The organism is Skermanella pratensis, assembly GCF_008843145.1.
Taxonomy (GTDB): Bacteria; Pseudomonadota; Alphaproteobacteria; order Azospirillales; family Azospirillaceae; genus Skermanella; species Skermanella pratensis.
This window is the reverse complement of the sequence record NZ_CP030265.1, coordinates 77,193-95,014: the sequence shown is the minus strand read 5'-3', so window position 1 is coordinate 95,014 and position 17,822 is coordinate 77,193. Positions and strand designations below refer to the sequence as shown.

The following is a 17,822-nucleotide window of genomic DNA, read 5'->3' as shown; positions in this document are numbered from 1 at the left end:
AATGTTGTCACGTCGTCTTCGCCGCACATCCCGTCTCAGGCAATGCCGCGTCAAGCAGGCGGACGAGTTCGTCGATGCGGTAAGGTTTGGCCAGCACGCGCACCCCCTCCGCCTGCGTCGCCACTTCGCTGTAGCCGGTGGTCAGCACCACCGGCAGGTCGGGCCGGAGGCGGCGGGCCTCGCGTGCCAGATCCACCCCGCTGAGCCGGCCGGGCATCACGACATCGGAGAATAGTAGGTCGATACGCCCCTCTCCCGCCAACAGCGGCAACGCTTCGTCAGCCGTCGCGACTTGGACGACGTGGTATCCCGCCTCCTCCAGGGCGGCGGCGACGGTTGACGCCACTATGGCGTCGTCCTCCACCAGCAGAACCAAACCGCTCCGGCGCGCCGCCAGCGTTGACGCAGGCATTTCCTCCGCGGCTCGGACTGACGCGACCGAGCGCCGCATCAGCAGATGCACGGTGGTGCCGTGGGACGACCCACTCTCGACCCACGCGGTCCCGCCGGCCTGACGCGCCAACCCGTAGACCTGGGCCAGCCCGAGGCCGCTGCCCCTGCCTACCTCCTTGGTAGTGAAGAACGGGTCGAAAGCCTTGGTCAGCACCTCCGGCGTCATGCCGCAGCCGGTATCCGCCACCGAAAGCCGCACGAAGTCGCCCTCCAGCCTGGTGGGATCGTCGGGAGCCAGGGTGACATTGGCCGCCTCGATGGTCAACTCACCGCCGCCGGGCATGGCGTCACGGGCGTTGACGGCCAGGTTGATGAGGGCAAGCTCGAACTGGGTCGGGTCCGCCTCAATAGGCCAGAGGTCGGCCGCAAACCTGGTCACGAGGCGGATGTCGGCGCGCAGAGCGCGTTCCAGAAGCCCCGACATGGCAAGCACTCGATCACGCAGGTCGATCGTCTCCGGACGCAAGCCCTCCGGCCGGGCAAAAGCCATAAGCTGCTGCACCAGCTTGGCCCCGCGGTCGACCGCCTGCTGCCCCGCGTCCAGCAATGGCCGAACTTTCGGATCGTCGGTGCGCCGGCCGATCATGGTCAGGCACCCGCCCAACGCCTGCAGCAGGTTGTTGAAGTCGTGCGCCACCCCGCCCGTGAGTTGGCCCACCGCCTCAAGCTTCTGCGCCTGCCGAAGCTGGTTCTCGGCCTCGTGCAAGGCCGCCTCGTGTTCCTTCTCGGCTGTGACATCGCGGCCTACTGCGTGAACGAGGTCTCCGTCCGGCACCGCTGTCCACGAGATCCAGCGGTACGAGCCGTCCTTGTGCCGGAAGCGGTTCAGGAACCGTCGCGTGGTGCGCCCCGCCGCCAGTCGGCGGTTTTCCGCAAGGGTCGCCTCCCGGTCGGCCGGATGGATGAGGTCAAGACATGCCCTCCCCAGCAGTTCCTCCTCCGGCCAGCCCAGTACACACTCCCAAGCCGGATTGACCGCCGTGATCGTCGAATCGAGACGGTGTACGACCATAATGTCGGTGGAGAGCCGCCACATGCGGTTCCGGTCGGCTGTACGCTCAGCGACGCGTTTTTCCAAAGTGGCGTTAAGCTCCCGCAGAGCCTCTTCGGCCCGCTTGGCCTGAGTGATGTCCACGACGAACTCGAAGCAAGTGCCATCCCCGAGCATCTTCGCCGCAAACAGCGCCCACCAGCTTGAGCCGTCTTTGCGGATGTACTCCTTCTCGTACGGCGTCGTCTGCCCAGTCTCATTCAGCTCCGCGACGGCCCTCTCGGAGATCTCCATCCATTCCGGCGGGGTCAGCCGCTGCCAGCTCAGAAGACCTGAGTTCAGGTCCTCACGGCTATAGCCGGCCATCGCAAGGAAGGCATCGTTGGCATCGGTGATGCGGCCCTGCATGTCGAGGTAGATGGCTCCAACCGTCTTGATCTCCAGTGCGGCCCGGAGGCGCTCCTCGCTGGCGCGCAGCGCCGCCTCAGCCCTCTTCTCCTCGGTGACGTCGCTGCCCTGAACGAAGAGCCCAGTCACCTGTCCGTCGGGACCGCGGATCGGCTGGAAGACAAAGGTGACGAAACGCTCTTCCAGGGGGGCTCCGGGGTGGCGCTGAAGTTTGGCCGGCACGCCGCGGCCGACATAGGGTTCGCCGGTCGCAAAGGCTTGGTCCGCCCACTCGAAGAAGCCCTGACCCTCGATCTCGGGCAGGGCCTCACGAACCGGCTTGCCAATGATGTCGCGGTGGCCGACGAGTTGTAAGTAGGCGTCGTTGGCCATCTCGTAAACGTGCTCGGGACCGCGCCAGACATAGAAGAACCCGGGCGCCTGGCGGAACAGGTCGCGCAGGCGCTCCCCCTCGGCCGCGAGCCGGCGCTTGGCGTGGAACTCCTCTGTGGTCTCGGTGCAAGCGCAGAACAGACCAGCGACCGCGCCATCCTCATCGCGTACGGGCGTGTAGGAGAAGGCGAAGTGGGTTTCCTCCGGGTAGCCCTTGCGGTGCATGACGAGCATAATGTCGTCCATGTGAAGAGCCCTGCCCGCGTAAGTCTCCTCCACGATGGGCATGAGATCGTCCCGGATCTCGGACCAGACATCGAGGAACGAACGGCCGAGCGCTTCGGGGTGCTTCCGCCCGAGGATCTCGGCATAGGCGTCGTTGTAGATCAGAGTGCGTGCCGGCCCCCAGACCACGAACATGGGCTGGTGCGAGCCCAGCATAACGGCGACCAGCGTGCGCAGAGGTATGGCCCAGCCCTCGGGAAGCCCAAGCGATGAGGAAGACCAGTCATGCGCTCGCATCAGCGCGCCCACCTCGCTGCTCTCCGTGAAGAAGTGGGCATACGGGGGCTTCTCCGTGGACGTGCCGCTCATCCGCCGTTCACCTGTTCGGAGGCAGCGGCGCCGTCCAGCAAGCGGCTGAACCCAAAGATGAGAGAGACGTTCAGAGAGGCGCGGCTCGTCATCTTGGTGCGACGATTGCCCTTGCCCCACGTACAAACCAATGTATCTGGTATCTTCCTTTTTGAGTACCTGAGCACCGCTCAATGTCATAAGCCATACGTCGCGAGCCTCTGCTCAAGTTGAAATCGCGATGAAACATCATCTGACCTGCCATTATACACAGGCGGCGAATTGAGTAGTGCTGCAGAGGTAGCAAGCGGCAGACTCGCACCTGAGCACCGATCAAGCGTACCCTAACCTATAGCTGCAGACGAAAAATTTCCAGTTGTCATGATCGATTTCTGAGATGGGGTTTGCACCGCGGCGAAGCCGGATTTCCGATCCGGAGCACCCTGGGGAATCTGCAGAGGAGCTGCTTCAGTCATGGGCTTACTCGGCTTCTGGCTCATTTTCATCCTCTGCTTCATCGTGCCGCCGAGCTGACCTTCGGGGACTCATGCCGCGGCATTGAGCTGTTGTTCGAGCGCGCGGCCGAGCTGCGACGGCATCACCGGCTTGTGCGCGATGCCAACGTCGTGCCCGGTGCACTCGCGCAGGAACTTCGGATCCGTTTCCCCGGTCAGGATCAGGCCGGGAATGGGATAGTTAAAGAGGGCGCGAATGGCGAGAATGGCCTCGGTACCGGTGCGCCCATCCTGCAGCCGGTAGTCGGCCATCACGATGTCGGGCCGGCGTCCGAACTTCCGGACCTGAGCAACGGCCTCCTCGGCGCTGACGGCGGCAATCGCCTGGTAGCCCCACTCCGTCAGGATCACTTCCAGGCTCTCCAGCACCAGGGCGTCATCGTCGATCACCACGACCAGCCGGCCCTGGCCGTTCTGGTCCGAGCCTGCGTCCCTCGGGACCGGTAGTCCTGCCGCCCCCATCATAGCGAGCGGCAGTTCGATGCTGAAGGTGGAGCCTTCTCTGGGCCGCGAGCGCACCTCAACCCGGTGCCCCAGCAGATCCGCGATGCGTCGGACGATCGCCAGGCCAAGACCAAGGCCCTGACGCCGATCGCGCGCATGGTTGCCCACTTGGTGGAACTCCTCGAAGATATGGTCCAACTGTTCGGGAGGAATACCGATGCCGGTATCCTCGACCTCGATCCGCAGCCGATCCTCGATCCGATGGCAGATAATCCGAATGTGTCCGGTCGTGGTATAGCGGATCGCATTCTCGACCAGGTTTCGGAGCATGCGTCCGAGCAGTGTCGTATCGCTGCGAACCCCATCGGTGCAGGACTCGAGCTGCCAGCCCAGCCCCTTAGCCGATGCGACCGGGGCGTAGCTGGCGGCGATCCCGTCAAGCACCCCTGAGACCGGGAAATCGGTGATCTCCGGCTTTACAATGCCGGCGTCCAGTTGGGATACATCAAGGAGGCTATCCAACAGTGCCTTCAGGGCGCCAAGCCCGTTCTCCAACTGCTTCAGCGCCTGCTCGCCTCTTGGGCCCTGAACGTAGCCCTTGAGCACACCGGCAAACAGGATCAGCGACTGAAGGGGCTGGCGCAGGTCGTGGCTGGCCGCCGCCAGGAACTTGGACTTGGCGAGGTTGGCGCGCTCCGCCTCTTCCTTGGCCCGGCGTAGTGCCTCCTCCCGGGCTTTGCGCTCGGTGATGTCGCGGGCGACGCCGATGATCCCGACGATGGCGCCGGCCGGATCGCGCAGCGGCGTCTTGGTGGTCAGGAACACCCGGTGCTCGCCGCGGTGCCGGTCCGTGATGATTTCCTCCAGAACCTCGGTCACGCCGGCCTCCATGATGCGCGTTTCCTGGTCCCGCATCGCGGCGGCGATCTCCGGGGGAAACATATCGGTTTCGGTGAGCCCAATGACGGCGTGGCGCGCATAACCGAGAACGCGGGCGGCTGCCGAGTTCAGGGTGATGCACCGCCCCTCCCGGTCCTTGGCGAAGATCGGATCAGGCGCGCTCTCGATGATGGTCTCCAGCAACATTCGCTGACGCTCCAAGTTCTCCTGGAGCGTCCGCTGCGCGGTGACGTCCTGGCCATAGAAGGCCAAGCCCTCGCGCGATGGGAAGGCGCGGAACCGGTACCATCGCCGGTGCGGCGGGTAGTAGTCCTCGACCTCGATCGGCACCCGCTCGGCCATGGCTTGGTGATAACCGGCCCACATCTGGGTGTTCACACCTTCTGGGTAAGTCTCCCAAAGGTTCAGGCCGACCTGATCCTGCCCCGCGCGACGTCGTGCCGGGCGCGCTCGTTCATGAAGGTGATGCGCCAGTCGCGGTCAACCTCGAACACGCTGTCGGTCATGCAGTTGAACACCTCGGCAACCTTGCGTGTCGCCACATGGGCTTCCTCGCGCGCTCGATTATAGGCCTCCAGGCTCTCGGCCATGGCGTCGAAGGCGTTTCCAAGCGCGACCAACTCCGAGCTGCCGCTTCCGAGGTTTGCCCGGGCTGCGTAGTCGCCAGCGCGCCAGCGTTCGGTCGCGGCCACCAGAGCCCGCACGGGATCACGTAAATAGCGCCGTGCACCCCACCATAGAGCAATCAGCGCCAGCAGTGTGGCAGCGCCGAGGATGCCCAGGGAGCGCCACAGGGTCGCATGGATCGGCGCCAGGGCTGCGGCCTTGTCAAGGCCGGCCATGATGAACAATCCCCGCGTACCCACGGCTGGCGGGGCATAGCCCTGCACCCGCACGACACCATCGAGGCCGGTCAGTTCTACGCTGCCGCCGTCTGCCGCTTCCAGCAGCGGCCGATAGGCTTCAGGCAGGGGCTTGCCGACCACGCCGGGCACCTCAGGAACGCGGGCGAGCACGGTTCCCTGTTGGTCGGCAATGGTGATAGAGGCACCAGGAGGCAGCAGCTTGTTGACCAGAAAATCCTCCAGCCAGCTCAGATCGACCAGCGCGGTGATGAAGCCGGCCAAGGCACCCGTCTGGTCGTGATAGGGCAACGCAAAGGACAAGGCTGGTCGGTCGTGGTTCCGGCTGCGGATGTACTCCCCGACCGCAAAGCCGCCGGCCTCCCTGGCAAGACGGATATGGAGACGATCGCCGATCGGCAGGCCGAGCGCGGTGGGCGAAGTGGCGCATTGAACCAAGCCCGCTTCATCGGTCGCACCGAGGACCAGATAGGTGGGATATTTCACGCGGAGCCGTTCGGCCATCTCCTGACACCCCGCCATATCCCGCGTGCGCAGGACTGGGGACTCGGCCCAGGTGCTGAGAAGCTGGTGCATCCCCTCGAACGTTCTGGCGTGCTCGTCGTCAACCAGCCCGGCAAGCCGTTCCGCTTGGTTGTGGACGGCAGCCACACGCTCGTTCTTCAAGTAAATGCTATTGACGGTTTCGACGCCCAGGACAAGAATGATGAGTAGTAGAATGAGCAGCATAAGACGCTGAAGAAGACTCATGCGTACTCCTTAGATCCCAAAGGCACCTCAACTATGAGGCTTTTATCAACTAAGTGGACAAAAATGTCGGCTACGCGCCTTGTAACACATTTGCATTTCTTTCCGTAAGCTTGGATCGAGGTATTATCTCGATTGGATAAGCTTGACTGACCCTGGATTGGTTTAACTCTCGGTTTACAGCTTATGGTTACAGCCGAAAATCCACCGATTTTTTTATGATCGGTTTCCGAGACGGGGTATGCGCCTTCTGTAAAATCGGTTCCTCAATCCGGAGCGCCGGGGGGGGGGTGCATAGGCGAGGACTGCACACATTTACACAACCAAAAGGTGCGACAGTAAAAGGCATTACAAGTCGGGCATCTCTCGCGCAGCTTGCGGGGCGACGGCAGTACCAGCCAAGCCATAACGATAAAGCGTGCTGATCCCCACCTCCAGCGTCGTGGCGACATCCTTGATCGGCATACCGCCGGCGAGAAGCCGCCGCGCCGCCTCGATTTTGGCCTCGCTCATCGCCTTAGGCCTTCCACCTTTCCGCCCCCGCGCAGCGGCGGCCTCAAGCCCAGCTACTGTGCGCTCTCGGATGATGTCGCGCTCGAACTGGGCGAGGGCGCCGAAGATGTGGAAGGTCAGTCGCCCACCGGCGGTGGTCGTGTCGATGCTCTCTGTCAGCGACCGGAAACCGATGCCGCGCCGGTCGAGACCGGCGACAATCTCGATCAGGTGCGGTAAGGAGCGGGCCAAGCGATCCAGCTTCCAGACCACCAGCACGTCGCCCTCTGCCAGATACTCCAATACCTCATTTAGCTTGGGACGGTCCGCACGTATGCCGCTCATCCGATCCTCGAAGATGTGCCGCCGGTCAACGTCGGCCTTCAGTAAGGCGTCGATCTGGAGGTCCGAGTTCTGGTCCGTTGTGGACACCCGTGCGTAGCCGATCAGCATGATCCCAAAAACCTCTCACGGTCCGTTTTGAGAAGTTTGATTTTGAAAGAGGTTTTTGGCAAGGCGTTCGTTCAGAGTAGCTGCTGTTGTTGTTCCTCCCCTACGCCACCTGTCAAAAACGTAGGTTTTCGGGAAGGCAAGAAACTATAATAATTTATATGCACTTAATATGAAAAATCAATTAGCGCCATTTGTGTTATGCGCCACAAGGATATGGCAATAGCTCATCGAATTTAAAATAAATTTTCGCGTAGTATTAACGCTTTTCATTCCTCTCTCAAACGTACCGATTAACACTTATGACTTTTTTCGGCCAGACCTAACCTGCCAGTTGATGGCTGGGGTTCACCTGGACATCTTTTGTGTGACGGCAAGGCATAGTGCTGCCGTTTGGTCCCTAGTCACCTTAAATATGGAAGCAAATATGATCGAACGTGAAACAGTTCACGGCGCACCTGAAGCATGGCTGAACTACTCTGATCTATCCCTGGTTCCAATCAGGGCAGCCGTTGTTTCGTGTGACGTTACGGAGGCGATCGTCGAAAAGGTAGTAGCATTAAATAAAGTCCCCGTCATTGAACATGGTGGGGAAAGATTGATTCCTCACAAATCGTTGCTTCTCATAAGGAAGTCTTATGAAAAACAAGTCGAAGCTGCCAGAAATGTCTTAGAAAACGCTGCGCGTAGGCGGAGCATCGCAACCTACAGACACCTTGCAGAAGCTGCCGGTTTGACTTATCAAGTGACTGGCGACAAACGAATTCTAAGTAAGATCATCGAGTCTCTCTGCAAAGAGACTCATGATGAATACTCGATGTTGCTACCGGCACTCGCGCGACGAACGAATTCTATGGCATCAATGCCGCCGGAAAATTTCTTCATTGTAGCTGATCGGCTTGGATACAAAGTCGATAACGATAAGGATTTCTTAAGCGCACAAACACAAAAGGTCTGGAATTTTCACTGCCGCTGTCGCTTCCCCAACGGCTACCAACGACCGACTTGAATGATGCCTTCCAACGAGAAGCCAATGTATCAGCTTCCCATCGGCAACTGGCAATTCGAGCCCCTCATGGCGTGATACCATCTGGACGACTCCTTCCAAATCGGCGCGGTAGTTCTGGACCTGCTGCGTCTGGTAGGGCGTCAGGCCGATGTGTTCTCTCAGCAGAGAGGCGATCTTGGCCGGGGGGTGGCCCGCCGCCATGCCGGTCGTCACCACGTCGCGGACGAGCTGTTCCTGCTCGGCGGTGATCTCCCGGATCTTGTCCATCCGGGAGGTTTCCAGGAAGGAAGCTATCTTGCCGTTGCGCTGGCTGAGATCGACCTTGAGCCGCGCCGGCTCGGCCTTCTCCAGCACGTCGGCGCCGTCGATCGCGGCGCGACCGCCCGCTTCCATGACGGGGAGCAGGCGGTCGATCGCCAGGCCGTACAGCCGGGCGAGACCCGACCGCTTGAGGCCGGACGCCGCGGCGTCGGGGCTGTGCGCGCTGTGGGCGGCGTCCACGATGCCGTCGGCCGCGGCGACCGCTGCCCGGAGTGCCGTGTAGATCCGATCCGCCACCTTGCGCTCGGCGGCGTCGGCCGCCGACAGGGTCGGGCCGGCTGCCTTGGCAAGCTCCACCAGCTCGTCCTCGTCCGGCTCGTCCGGCAGCTCGTAGGTCGGGAGGTCGTCGTCCGCCAGCAGCTCGTGCATGCCGTCGGTTTCGCCCTCCCCGAGCCTGGTGCCGGGCGGGCCGTCGAAGATGATCGTCATTTTGATCGGCCGGTGTAGTGGTTGAAACGTGCCATGGCGTCGGGATCGGCGAGCCTGATCTCGCCGTTCCAGTAAGTGTTCATCAGCAGTTCCTTGCCGATGTTGCGGCCGCCGATCCGGGCGTCCGCGACCTTCCAGATCGCCTTCGGGTCAGGATCGTTGAGCATCTTCATGACCCGGCGCTTGTGCCAGTCCGACAGCTTGACCGGCCCGTTGTCCAGCAGCTCGCGTGCCCGCTTGACCTGAGCGTTGTAGTCGCGCTCCTCGTCGGTCTTCGGGTTGTCGATCGGCTCGTACTGCGAGAGGCTGATCGTCGCCTTGAGCGACTTCCGCATCGAGTCCCAGGACTTCTGGGTCGGCACGAAGCCGAACCGTGCCCAGGCGTAGCCACCGACGTCGATGTTGGCGTGAACTGCCACCCTGGCCACGCCCATCTTCTCGTACTCGTCGAACTGCGCTTTCAGGACTTGGCGGCCGATGCCGCCGCCCTGGCCGTCGCCCTGGATCACGAAGGCGTCGTGGCTGACCACCAGATCCCCGTTCGGGTCGCGCAGGAAGCTCCGGGCGTTGCGCCCGGTCATGCCGCCCTTGACGAAGCGCGTCTCGACAACCGAGTGATCAATGACGATCTCCTCGCCCTTGGCGTCGATCTCCGGGATGCTCTGGCGCCGGACCTTGACCGTGAACTGCGTCCCTTCCGGGAACGCCGCCTGCGTCGCCTTGGCGAAGCTGCTGACCTGCTCGAACTTCGGCAGGCCGGCTTCCTCGATCGGCTTGCCGTCGATCGGGCGGTCGTAGTTCGCCCGTTCGCTGCGGAGCTTCTTGCGGGTGTCGGCGATCTCCCGCTGGATCCGCTCACCGCGCGTCTTCGGGGTGAAGCCGAACTTCCGCCCCGCCTCCTCCATGCGCCGCTGGTAGGCGAGGTCGTTGGCGGCAAACGTGGTGGCGAGGCCGGCGGTCGTGGCACCGGTCAGTGCCGCGACGCCGGCCGTCGCCATGCCGGCCGCCCGGATCGCCGGGCGGGGAGAGCGCATCAACGAGCGGGCCACCATCGTTGCCGCCGCTGTCACGCCGGCGGTGGCGGCCGCCGCGGTCTCTACGATCTTGGTCGGCGTCTCGCCCATCTGCTTCCGCGGACGGGGCGTGCCGGCGTGACCGGCGATGGCCGCTCGCGCTCGTTCACCAGCCCGTCGCCGTCGGCATCGCGGCCCGCTCTACCGTCTCTTTTGTAGAGCTGCCCGAATGTCGGCGGCGAACCCGAACCCACGAAAGGGCGGTCGAACTTCTCAACCTCCTTCATCGGGTCGTCGAGATTGTCCGACAGGTTGCCGTCAACGGCACCCTCGTCGCCGTCCAGGTCGAGCACCACGTTGCGGCGCTCGTCGTCCTTGGAGGTCGGATCGGCCGACCGGACGTTCATCGCGGCCATCGACTCGTCCGAGGTGTAGGAGCCGCCGGCGCCGCCCAGGATCGAGTGGAAGTCCGGCATGCCGTCCGCGGTGCGCTCCGGCACCCCCAGGGCGCCCCGGATGTTCGGCGTCTCGCGATCGCCGAGGCCCAGCGCACCCCGGATGTCCGGCTGGACGTCGCCGCCCTGCTGCTGGGCGCCGGCGAGCAGCGCCTCCCGGATCCCCTGGAGCCATTCGGGCGTGAGCGCCTGGCGGAAGTCGGGAACCCACTGCGGCTTGAGGGCCGCGCGGAAGTCCGGCATCCACGAGCCGTCGTCGCCCATCGGCATCCCGGGACCGCCCGGCTGACCGGGCATCATGCCCTGCTGGCCCGGCATACCAGGTTGCTGGCCCGGCAGGATCGGCTTGCCGTCCGGCCCGGTCTGGATGCCCATCATGGCGTGGCGGAAGTCGTCGTCCGCCAGCTCCTTGATCAGCAGCGCGCCGTTGCCGGTGAAGATCGCGTGCTCCATGCCGAGCGGGTCGAGGCCCAGCTCGGCGCGGGCCTCGTCGATCGACTTGATGCCCATGCGGACGTATGTGGAGTTGATCGAGGCCATCGAGGCCGGATCGACCTCCTTGTGGTCGCCCCAGCAGAACTCGAGGTCCGGGTAGTTCCAGAACCGCTCGATCAGCAGGTCGACAATATCCTTGATCCAGTTCATCAGCGGCGCCAGGCCCTCGGAGAGCGCCGCCTCTTTGGCGGACTCGGCGGTGGCGCGGTTCTGCTGCTGGATGAACGGAAGCGGAGGAACCGAGAACGCATAGCAAACGACTCGGGCGAGCCATTCGTCGAACGTGTCGGTCAGCATCGGCTCGCGCGTCTGCTGGAAGGTCAGGCCGCCAGGAATAAACTTGGCATGACGGCGCTCCGCCGTGTTACCTTCAAGCATAGCGTCCCAGTAATTCTGGAACTCGCTGATCTGCTGAGGCGTCCAAGTCTCCGGGACACCAATAATGGCCTCCGGAATATTGCCCTCGCTGTAATACTGCAACTGTGCAGCCTGTCGGCGAAGCGCCATATTAACGGTCATTATTATCTGCTCGACCGGCGAGAACCCGTAAACCTTATGAGGACGGGGGTTCCGCACGCAGTAGAGCAGTTCATCGACGGTGTAGTTCACCGCCGGCAGACCCTTCAGGATCTGCTGGAAAGCCGGATCCGGCGGCATCGGCGTGCGGCCGGACTCATCAAGCACCCGCTTGATGGTGGCGCCGTCGATCACCTCGATCACATGGAGGTGGCCGTCGTGGTTGAACCGGGGGTAGATCGTCGCCGCGTCGAGGACGAAGCAATCCTCCATCAGCATCCGCAGCCAGTTCTGCCAGGAGTTGATCCCGTCAGGACGGCGCAGCAGCCGGGTGATCTCGTCCACCCGCTCGTCCGACTTCGGCCGGTCGGCCGAGCCGGTCTTGCGGCGCGGCTGGATCGTCCAGTCGAGCTTGGAGACCTGGTCCTTGCGGGTCTCGATCACCAAGCGCAGCAGGTCGTAGCTGTCGGCGAGCGCCCGCAGGTGCTCGAAGGTGACAGCCTCGTCCTGCCGGGGCCGGGTGTGGAGGTTCCAGCCCGGCTGGTAGTCGAAGGCCCGGCCCTTCACGCTCTCCGGCGCCTGGGGCGCCATCGGCTGGGAGGGGCCAAACCAGTTGTTCGGATTGACGCCCGACACGACGGTGCGGACACCCGCGATCACATTCCGGATGAAGCCGGGCTGGATCGGGTCAATCTTTCCGTCGTGAGGGGCCATGGGTCAGTCCTTACAGGGTAAAGTGCGCCAGATCGGGGGCGATCTTGGCCGCCACGTATTCGTGGCCGAACTGGCTGAGGTGCAGCCCGTCCGGGGTCCACTTCTGCGCGGTGCCGTCGGCCTTCCACAGGCCACTGTCCCGCGCCGTCTCGACGTGGTCCGCGATCTCCAGCACGCCGGAGAGCGGGGCCGGAACGGTGCGCAGCCAGTTGTTGACCTTGATACGCACCGCGTTGGAGGCGGTCTTGGTCTGGTTCTCGACCGTCGCGAAGGTGTCCGTGCTGGACGTCCAGGGCGTGAAGGTCGTGCCGATCACGCGGATGCCCATGCCGGCGAGCTGCGAGAAGCACTGGCCGAGGCGGTCCTGCACGACCTCGAACGAGGCGCCGTTGCTGACGTCGTTGGTGCCGAGCTGGAAGATCGCGTGGGTCGGCTGAATGGCGCCGATCAGCGCCATCCGGCGCCGGCTGTCCTGGAGCCAGTGCTCCGCGGTCTGCGAGGCGCGCACCAGGCGGAAGTAGCCGGTGTTGGACGACAGCATGCGCGACAGGTAGCCGAGGTCGCGGTCGAAGGTGTTCGCGGTGTCGCCCTGGCCGGCGGCCGAGCTGGAGCCGATGATCACGCAGGACGGCGCGGTGCTCTGCACCATGCCGAGGATCGCGACCGGGCCGAAGCCCTGGGCGGTGCTGCTGCCGAGCGTGCCGCTGTCGACGACGTCGCCGGCGGTGAAGGACTCGCCGTAGGCGGAGACCAGCGCGTCGCCGGTGGGCCACTTCTCGCCCAGGGTGCCGGCGCTGGGGCGGGAGCGGACGTAGAACTCGGAGCCGGCCGGCAGCGAGACGCCGACCGGATCGGAGATCACGAAGGCGCCGCGCTCGACCAGAACCTCGCGCTTGCCGCCGAACCACACCGGGAACAGCGTGCCGCCGATCTCGACCGAGGCCTTCAGCGTGTAGGCGGCCGGGCCGTCGAACTCGCCGGTCGCGGTCAGCTCGGTGTTTGAGTAGACCAGGCGCAGGCCGGCGGCGCGGCTGTGCTTGACCGTGGTGTACCGCTGGCGGTACGTGACGGTCTGCTGCGTGCCCGAGGACTGGTTGATGTAGGCCATCCCGCAGCGGGTGGTGACCGGCACCAGGCGCGGGTGCGTCTCCGACAGCGTGTAGCCGGCGCCGACCAGATCATCGACCAGGTCGGACGGCACCCGGACGAAGCCGGAACCGTCCGGGGAGATCGTCTTGCCGTTCGCCAATTGAAGAGTGGACACGCCGCCGGCAGGCGCGCGCAGAGGGACTTGGTCAGTTTCCCCGGTCGGCGGGTGTGTCGAGGTGATGTGAGGGCTTCCCATGATGAGGGTGGACATGGTTGTCTAAGCCATGTCCGTAGCGCCGCTTCCAGACTTGGACGCCCTGTCTCTCGCCGAGCTGAAGAAGCTGGTGGTCGAGCTGCTGGTTCGCGTATCGACATTGGAAGAGGAGAACCAGCAGCTGCGGGCAGAGAACGCCCAGCTGAAGGATCTACCGAAGAAACCGAAGCTGGCACCGGGCGGCATGGACAAGGCGACAGAGCCGGACAGGCGGGCCAGGACCAAGGAGGCGCGCCGGCAGCGGCGCAACCGGCAGAGTGGCCGGCGCACCCCGCCGGTGACCACGGAGCGCACCCTTGTCATCGAGGCCCCGGCGGGCTCGCGCCGGCGCGGCTTCGAGCCCTTCACCGTGCAGGATCTGATCCTGGCGCCGCAGGTCATCCGCTTCCGCCGCGAGCGCTGGGTGACACCGGACGGCCAGGAGATCATCGCACCGCTGCCGCCCGAGGTGCGCGGCCACTTTGGCCCCGGGATCGTGCGCTTCGTGCTGATGCAGCACGTCCAGGGGCAGGTGACGGTGGAGCGCCTGCGCGCCCAGCTGAGAGGCCTGGGCGTGCGCATTTCCAAGGGTCAGATTATCACCCTCCTGACGGCCAACAAGGATGCTTTCCATGCCGAGAAGGACGCCATCCTGGAGGCCGGGCTGGCAACTGCCGCCTGGGTGACGGTCGATGATACCGGCGCCCGCCACGCTGGGGCCAACGAGTACACGACGCACATTGGCAATGACCGCTTCGCCTGGTTCGCTACCCGGCCGTCGAAGAGCCGACTGAACTTCCTCGACCTACTCCGTGCCGGCCATCCCGACTACGTGATCAATGCCACGGCGCTGGCCTACCTGGTCGAACACGGCGTGCCGGAAAGCATCGTCGCCGCTCTGCTCGCCGCCGGACCCCGGAGCTTTGCCGACGATGCGGCGTGGCAGGCCCAGCTGGACAGCTTCGGCTTCGGCGCCGGTCATCGTCGGCGGGTCACCGAGGCGGCCATGGTCGGAGCCATCGTCGCCCGCGGCCTGCTGACCGACACCGTGATCATCTCCGATGATGCCGGTCAGTTCGACGTTTTCCAGCACGCCTTGTGTTGGATCCACGCCGAGCGCCATCTCCGCCGGATCGTCTGCGTGACCAACGAGCAGCAGCGCCAGGTCGCGCTGCAGCGCCAGCTGGTCTGGTGGTTCTACGCCGATCTCAAACTCTACAAGGACGACCCGAACGCCATCCGCCGAACGGCGTTGAGGCGGCGCTTCGATCGGATCTTCACCCGGGTCACCGGCTTTGCCGAACTCGATGAGGCCGTCGCCCGGACCCTTGCCAACAAGGACGAGCTGCTGCTTGTCCTCGACCGGCCAGATATCCCGCTGCACACCAACGGCTCGGAGAACGATGTCCGCAGCTTCGTCACCAAACGCAGGATCTCCGGCGAGACCCGCTCCGCGGCCGGCAAGCAGGCGCGGGACACCTTTCTCAGCCTGCTGAAAACCTGCTCCAAGCTCGCCATCTCGTTCTGGGACTACCTCGGGGCCCGGCTAAATATCCCGGACGCCGACCGCGTGCCCTGGCTCCCCGATCTCATCCGCCAAAACGCCTCAGCGTAGTCCACAGCAAACCGCCGTGGCCGCTATCCGCCGACGAAACTGACCAAGTCCCGCGCAGAGTACGCATGAAAGGCATTGATTCCCCCAGCTCCAGAAGATCAGGAGACCTGCGGGATCTCCTGGTTCATCACCTGATCGGCGCGGTCGGCCTTGGCCTGCTCGCGCTCCTCGAACATTTGTCGGTAGTAGTCCAGGATGCCGAAGCCGAGCTTCGGGGCGAAGGTCAGCGCCAGGCTGTCGGCCAAGTCAGGTGACCGGCCGAGGCGCTTGCGCATCTGGTCCTTCATCTCGACGGTCAGGTAGCCCTTGCCGTCGATGCCGTACTTCACGGACGCCGGCTCGCCGGCCAGGTCCTCGGCGAGGTCCTTGTCGATCAGGAAGGCCGGCTCGTCCTCGCGCAGCCACCGCGCCATCTCGATCCAGAGATAGTCGCGCATGATCCGGCCCTGGGCGTCGTCCTTGTTGGCGCTCCGGTTGGGCGCCACCTCGGCGGCGTTGACCGCCACGACCTCGACGCCGTCTAGCTTGAGCTTGTCGACCACGCCGGCGCCGACGCCGATCACGTCGACGTAGACGGCGCTGGCGTTCAGGCGCTCGGCGAGCACCTTGGCGCGCGCCGCGACCTCCATGGTGTCTTTCTTGGCCTGGACCTCGACGTACTCGACCCGCGCACCGCTGCGCAGGGTGAATACGGTCCGGTCGGTGCCGAAGCGCGCGACGTCGACGCCGAGCCGGCGATCCTCGCCCACGTCAGCGTCATCGCGCGCAGCGGCGGCCTCGGTGTGCTCCAGCGGAATGAGAACGTCGTCATCCTGCTTCGGGAACTCGCCGCCAGGCCGCCTGTCGGAGAGGCTGCCTTCATCAACCGGCACCAACGATACAGCAGGCTCTCATGGATCCCGAGCCGCCGGGCTATGTCCTTCACGATGATGCCGGGACGGAATGCCTCTTCCACAATCCGCCTCTTTTCCGCCGACGTGTAGTTCCGACGGCGCCCCAATCCCGTGAGGATCTCGACGCGCTGATAGGCCATGACGTTTACCACTCGTTTGCGTCCACGCGATGACGCGGCCCGCAAACTGCAGCTAACCTCAACCGACTATCAAGGCGGCCCTCGGCGGACGCTTACTGCATAACAGCGACCCCATCAAACCGGCCAAAGGTTCAACAACTTATCGCATCAGTGAAAACCTCTTCTAAATAGGGAGTTAGGTATAAACAACTACTGGCCCGGAATGCTTAGGCAGCTCGTCGCCCCTGCACCATGCCACGTTGCAGCGAGGTTGCCGCCGGTGAACTCGATTTCCAGCCAGTTACGGGCGCGTAGGAAGCGCCGGCCCAGTCCGGGCAGCGGCAGCAGTCTTGCCGAGAAATCTGCGGCAGGCTGCAATGGCTTGGCGCCGACCTGCTCGAGTACGGCGACGGACAAGGCCGATGGCGGCGGGTGAACGATACCCGAAGAGGTAAGCTGGTGGATCTCCGTCGTGCTACTCTCAATCACGCCCCATGATCCTAGATGGATCTCGCCCGACAGCGACGTGATCCGTACACCCCGCTCCGCCGAGAAGCGAAGCAAGGTGCGCAGCAGGCAAGTCCATTCGTCCCAGTGCGCAAGGCTCGGCCACTGATCGATCAGGTCGTCCTGCCATTCCTGGTGGCCGGGAATGTGGCCAAACAGCCGTTCGAGCACATGGAGTTGCACGTGCACCAGCGGCACACTGGAGAGGAGAAGGATGTGGCGGCAGTCCGCCATGCGCTCGAGGCTTGCCTTCAAGGCGCGCCATCCCGCCTTGCCCATGACCCGTTCACGCGTGCGTTCGGAGCGCAGATCCGGCGCCAGGATGCCGATCTCGCCCAACCGGTAGGCCCAACCGAACTGTTTCCCGCAGCGGTCGGCAAATCCCTCCGGCAAGTCGTGGGCACGCGCGGCTAGCTGGAACAGGGCGAAATGCTCCCGGGCCGCGGACCAAAGCCCCTGGAGCATCGCGCTTTCCAGCCAATCCGCAGCGTAGCTGCCCCACCCGTCGATGATGTCATGGTCGTCCCACATCATCAGCGACGGAATAACCGACAGGATCGGCGCCAACTCCGGCTGGCTCCACAGGTGACAGTAGCTGTCGAAGAAGAATTCCCGCGCTGCTTCGGCCATTTCGGGCGTGAAAGAAGCCTTTCGACGCCGACGCCAGGGCTCTCGCCGCCACTCGGCGAATGCCGGAACATCGTGCCATAGGGCATCGGCATAGAGTTGATCGCCACCGTGCAGCAGCAGGTGAAAGGGATTTCTCGCATGCTCCGCCGCCAGGTGCAGCCAGCGCTCGTTGCGCTCCCGCCCGCATGTCCAGACGTTTCTCACCTCCGTCCCATTGCATGCCAAGTAGGCCATCCGAAGGGCACCTTTGGCCGGCAGATGAACTCGCCAGCTCTGATCTCCGACCCTGTATTCGTGACAGCATGGCGCCTCGCCTGTCGGTAAGGCGAAGTCGTATCGCCAGAGGCTGCAGCCGCGCCATTGGGCGAGGCGCAACGGCATCACACGGCAGGTGCTGGTCAGCAACGGCGGCGGCTCTACCTGCGCCACCATCAGGACCGATAGACGCCATGCACCAGCTTCGGCGCCGCGAAAGTAGAGCACGGGCCCCATGTGTGTCATCTTTCTCGCCCCACGGTGCCCTAAAGCATCCCTGGATCCTCGAGCGCACGCCGAC

12 protein-coding genes and 1 pseudogene are annotated in these 17,822 nt (G+C 64.1%); 2 read left to right on the top strand and 11 right to left on the bottom strand.

The genetic code is table 11. The features are described 5' to 3' along the window. Positions 1-7 precede the first annotated feature (7 nt). From DPR14_RS00365 to DPR14_RS00350, 4 genes are all read right to left on the bottom strand, one after another. Positions 8-2,818, bottom strand: coding sequence for a PAS domain S-box protein (locus tag DPR14_RS00365; RefSeq protein ID WP_192499197.1), 2,811 nt, complete (start codon positions 2,816-2,818; stop codon positions 8-10). 524 nt (positions 2,819-3,342) lie between these two features. Further along, positions 3,343-5,034, bottom strand: a complete 1,692-nt coding sequence (locus tag DPR14_RS00360) for a PAS domain-containing hybrid sensor histidine kinase/response regulator (protein ID WP_158043392.1) — start codon at positions 5,032-5,034, stop codon at positions 3,343-3,345. Between the two features lie 26 nt (positions 5,035-5,060). Further along, positions 5,061-6,269 (bottom strand): HAMP domain-containing protein, encoded by a 1,209-nt coding sequence (locus DPR14_RS00355; RefSeq protein WP_158043391.1) that lies wholly within the window; start codon positions 6,267-6,269, stop codon positions 5,061-5,063. A gap of 345 nt (positions 6,270-6,614) precedes the next feature. Next, the gene (locus DPR14_RS00350) at positions 6,615-7,211 is read right to left on the bottom strand and encodes a recombinase family protein (protein ID WP_192499196.1); all 597 of its coding nucleotides are present in this window, start codon (positions 7,209-7,211) and stop codon (positions 6,615-6,617) included. A 424-nt stretch (positions 7,212-7,635) separates the two neighbouring features. On the opposite strand from DPR14_RS00350, the gene DPR14_RS00345 reads away from it, so the two are divergent. Beyond that, a complete protein-coding gene (locus DPR14_RS00345) occupies positions 7,636-8,217 on the top strand; it encodes a hypothetical protein (RefSeq protein WP_158043389.1) in 582 nt (193 codons plus the stop codon). Here DPR14_RS00345 and DPR14_RS00340 read toward each other — a convergent pair. From DPR14_RS00340 to DPR14_RS00325, 4 genes are read right to left on the bottom strand one after another with little or no spacing between them, the layout of a single operon-like run. Continuing rightward, positions 8,140-8,967 (bottom strand): hypothetical protein, encoded by an 828-nt coding sequence (locus tag DPR14_RS00340; RefSeq protein WP_158043388.1) that lies wholly within the window; start codon positions 8,965-8,967, stop codon positions 8,140-8,142. The genes DPR14_RS00345 and DPR14_RS00340 overlap by 78 nt on opposite strands. Beyond that, positions 8,964-10,091 (bottom strand): hypothetical protein, encoded by a 1,128-nt coding sequence (locus DPR14_RS00335; protein WP_158043387.1) that lies wholly within the window; start codon positions 10,089-10,091, stop codon positions 8,964-8,966. Before DPR14_RS00335 ends, DPR14_RS00340 begins: the two co-directional genes overlap by 4 nt. Further along, on the bottom strand, positions 10,064-12,160 hold the full coding sequence (locus tag DPR14_RS27655; protein ID WP_211103883.1) for a phage portal protein: 2,097 nt from the start codon (positions 12,158-12,160) through the stop codon (positions 10,064-10,066). The genes DPR14_RS00335 and DPR14_RS27655 overlap by 28 nt, the downstream gene beginning before the upstream one ends. 10 nt (positions 12,161-12,170) lie before the next feature. Then, positions 12,171-13,424: an SGNH/GDSL hydrolase family protein gene (locus DPR14_RS00325; protein WP_158043386.1), complete on the bottom strand. Its 1,254-nt coding sequence runs from the start codon at positions 13,422-13,424 to the stop codon at positions 12,171-12,173. 109 nt (positions 13,425-13,533) lie between these two features. Here DPR14_RS00325 and DPR14_RS00320 point away from each other — a divergent pair, with 109 nt between their 5' ends. Beyond that, on the top strand, positions 13,534-15,117 hold the full coding sequence (locus tag DPR14_RS00320) for an IS66 family transposase (RefSeq protein WP_158043385.1): 1,584 nt from the start codon (positions 13,534-13,536) through the stop codon (positions 15,115-15,117). A gap of 98 nt (positions 15,118-15,215) precedes the next feature. Here the strand turns inward: DPR14_RS00320 and DPR14_RS27930 are convergent, their stop codons facing one another. The 3 genes and pseudogenes from DPR14_RS27930 to DPR14_RS00305 form a co-directional block, all read right to left on the bottom strand. Then, entirely contained in the window at positions 15,216-15,989 is a 774-nt protein-coding gene (locus DPR14_RS27930; protein ID WP_246148659.1) for a hypothetical protein, read from the bottom strand. 2 nt (positions 15,990-15,991) lie between these two features. Beyond that, positions 15,992-16,150 (bottom strand): annotated as a pseudogene (locus DPR14_RS28970) (transposase); the annotation flags it as partial. A 189-nt stretch (positions 16,151-16,339) separates the two neighbouring features. Further along, positions 16,340-17,758, bottom strand: a complete 1,419-nt coding sequence (locus tag DPR14_RS00305) for an alkaline phosphatase D family protein (RefSeq protein WP_158043382.1) — start codon at positions 17,756-17,758, stop codon at positions 16,340-16,342. Between the last annotated feature and the right edge of the window lie 64 nt (positions 17,759-17,822).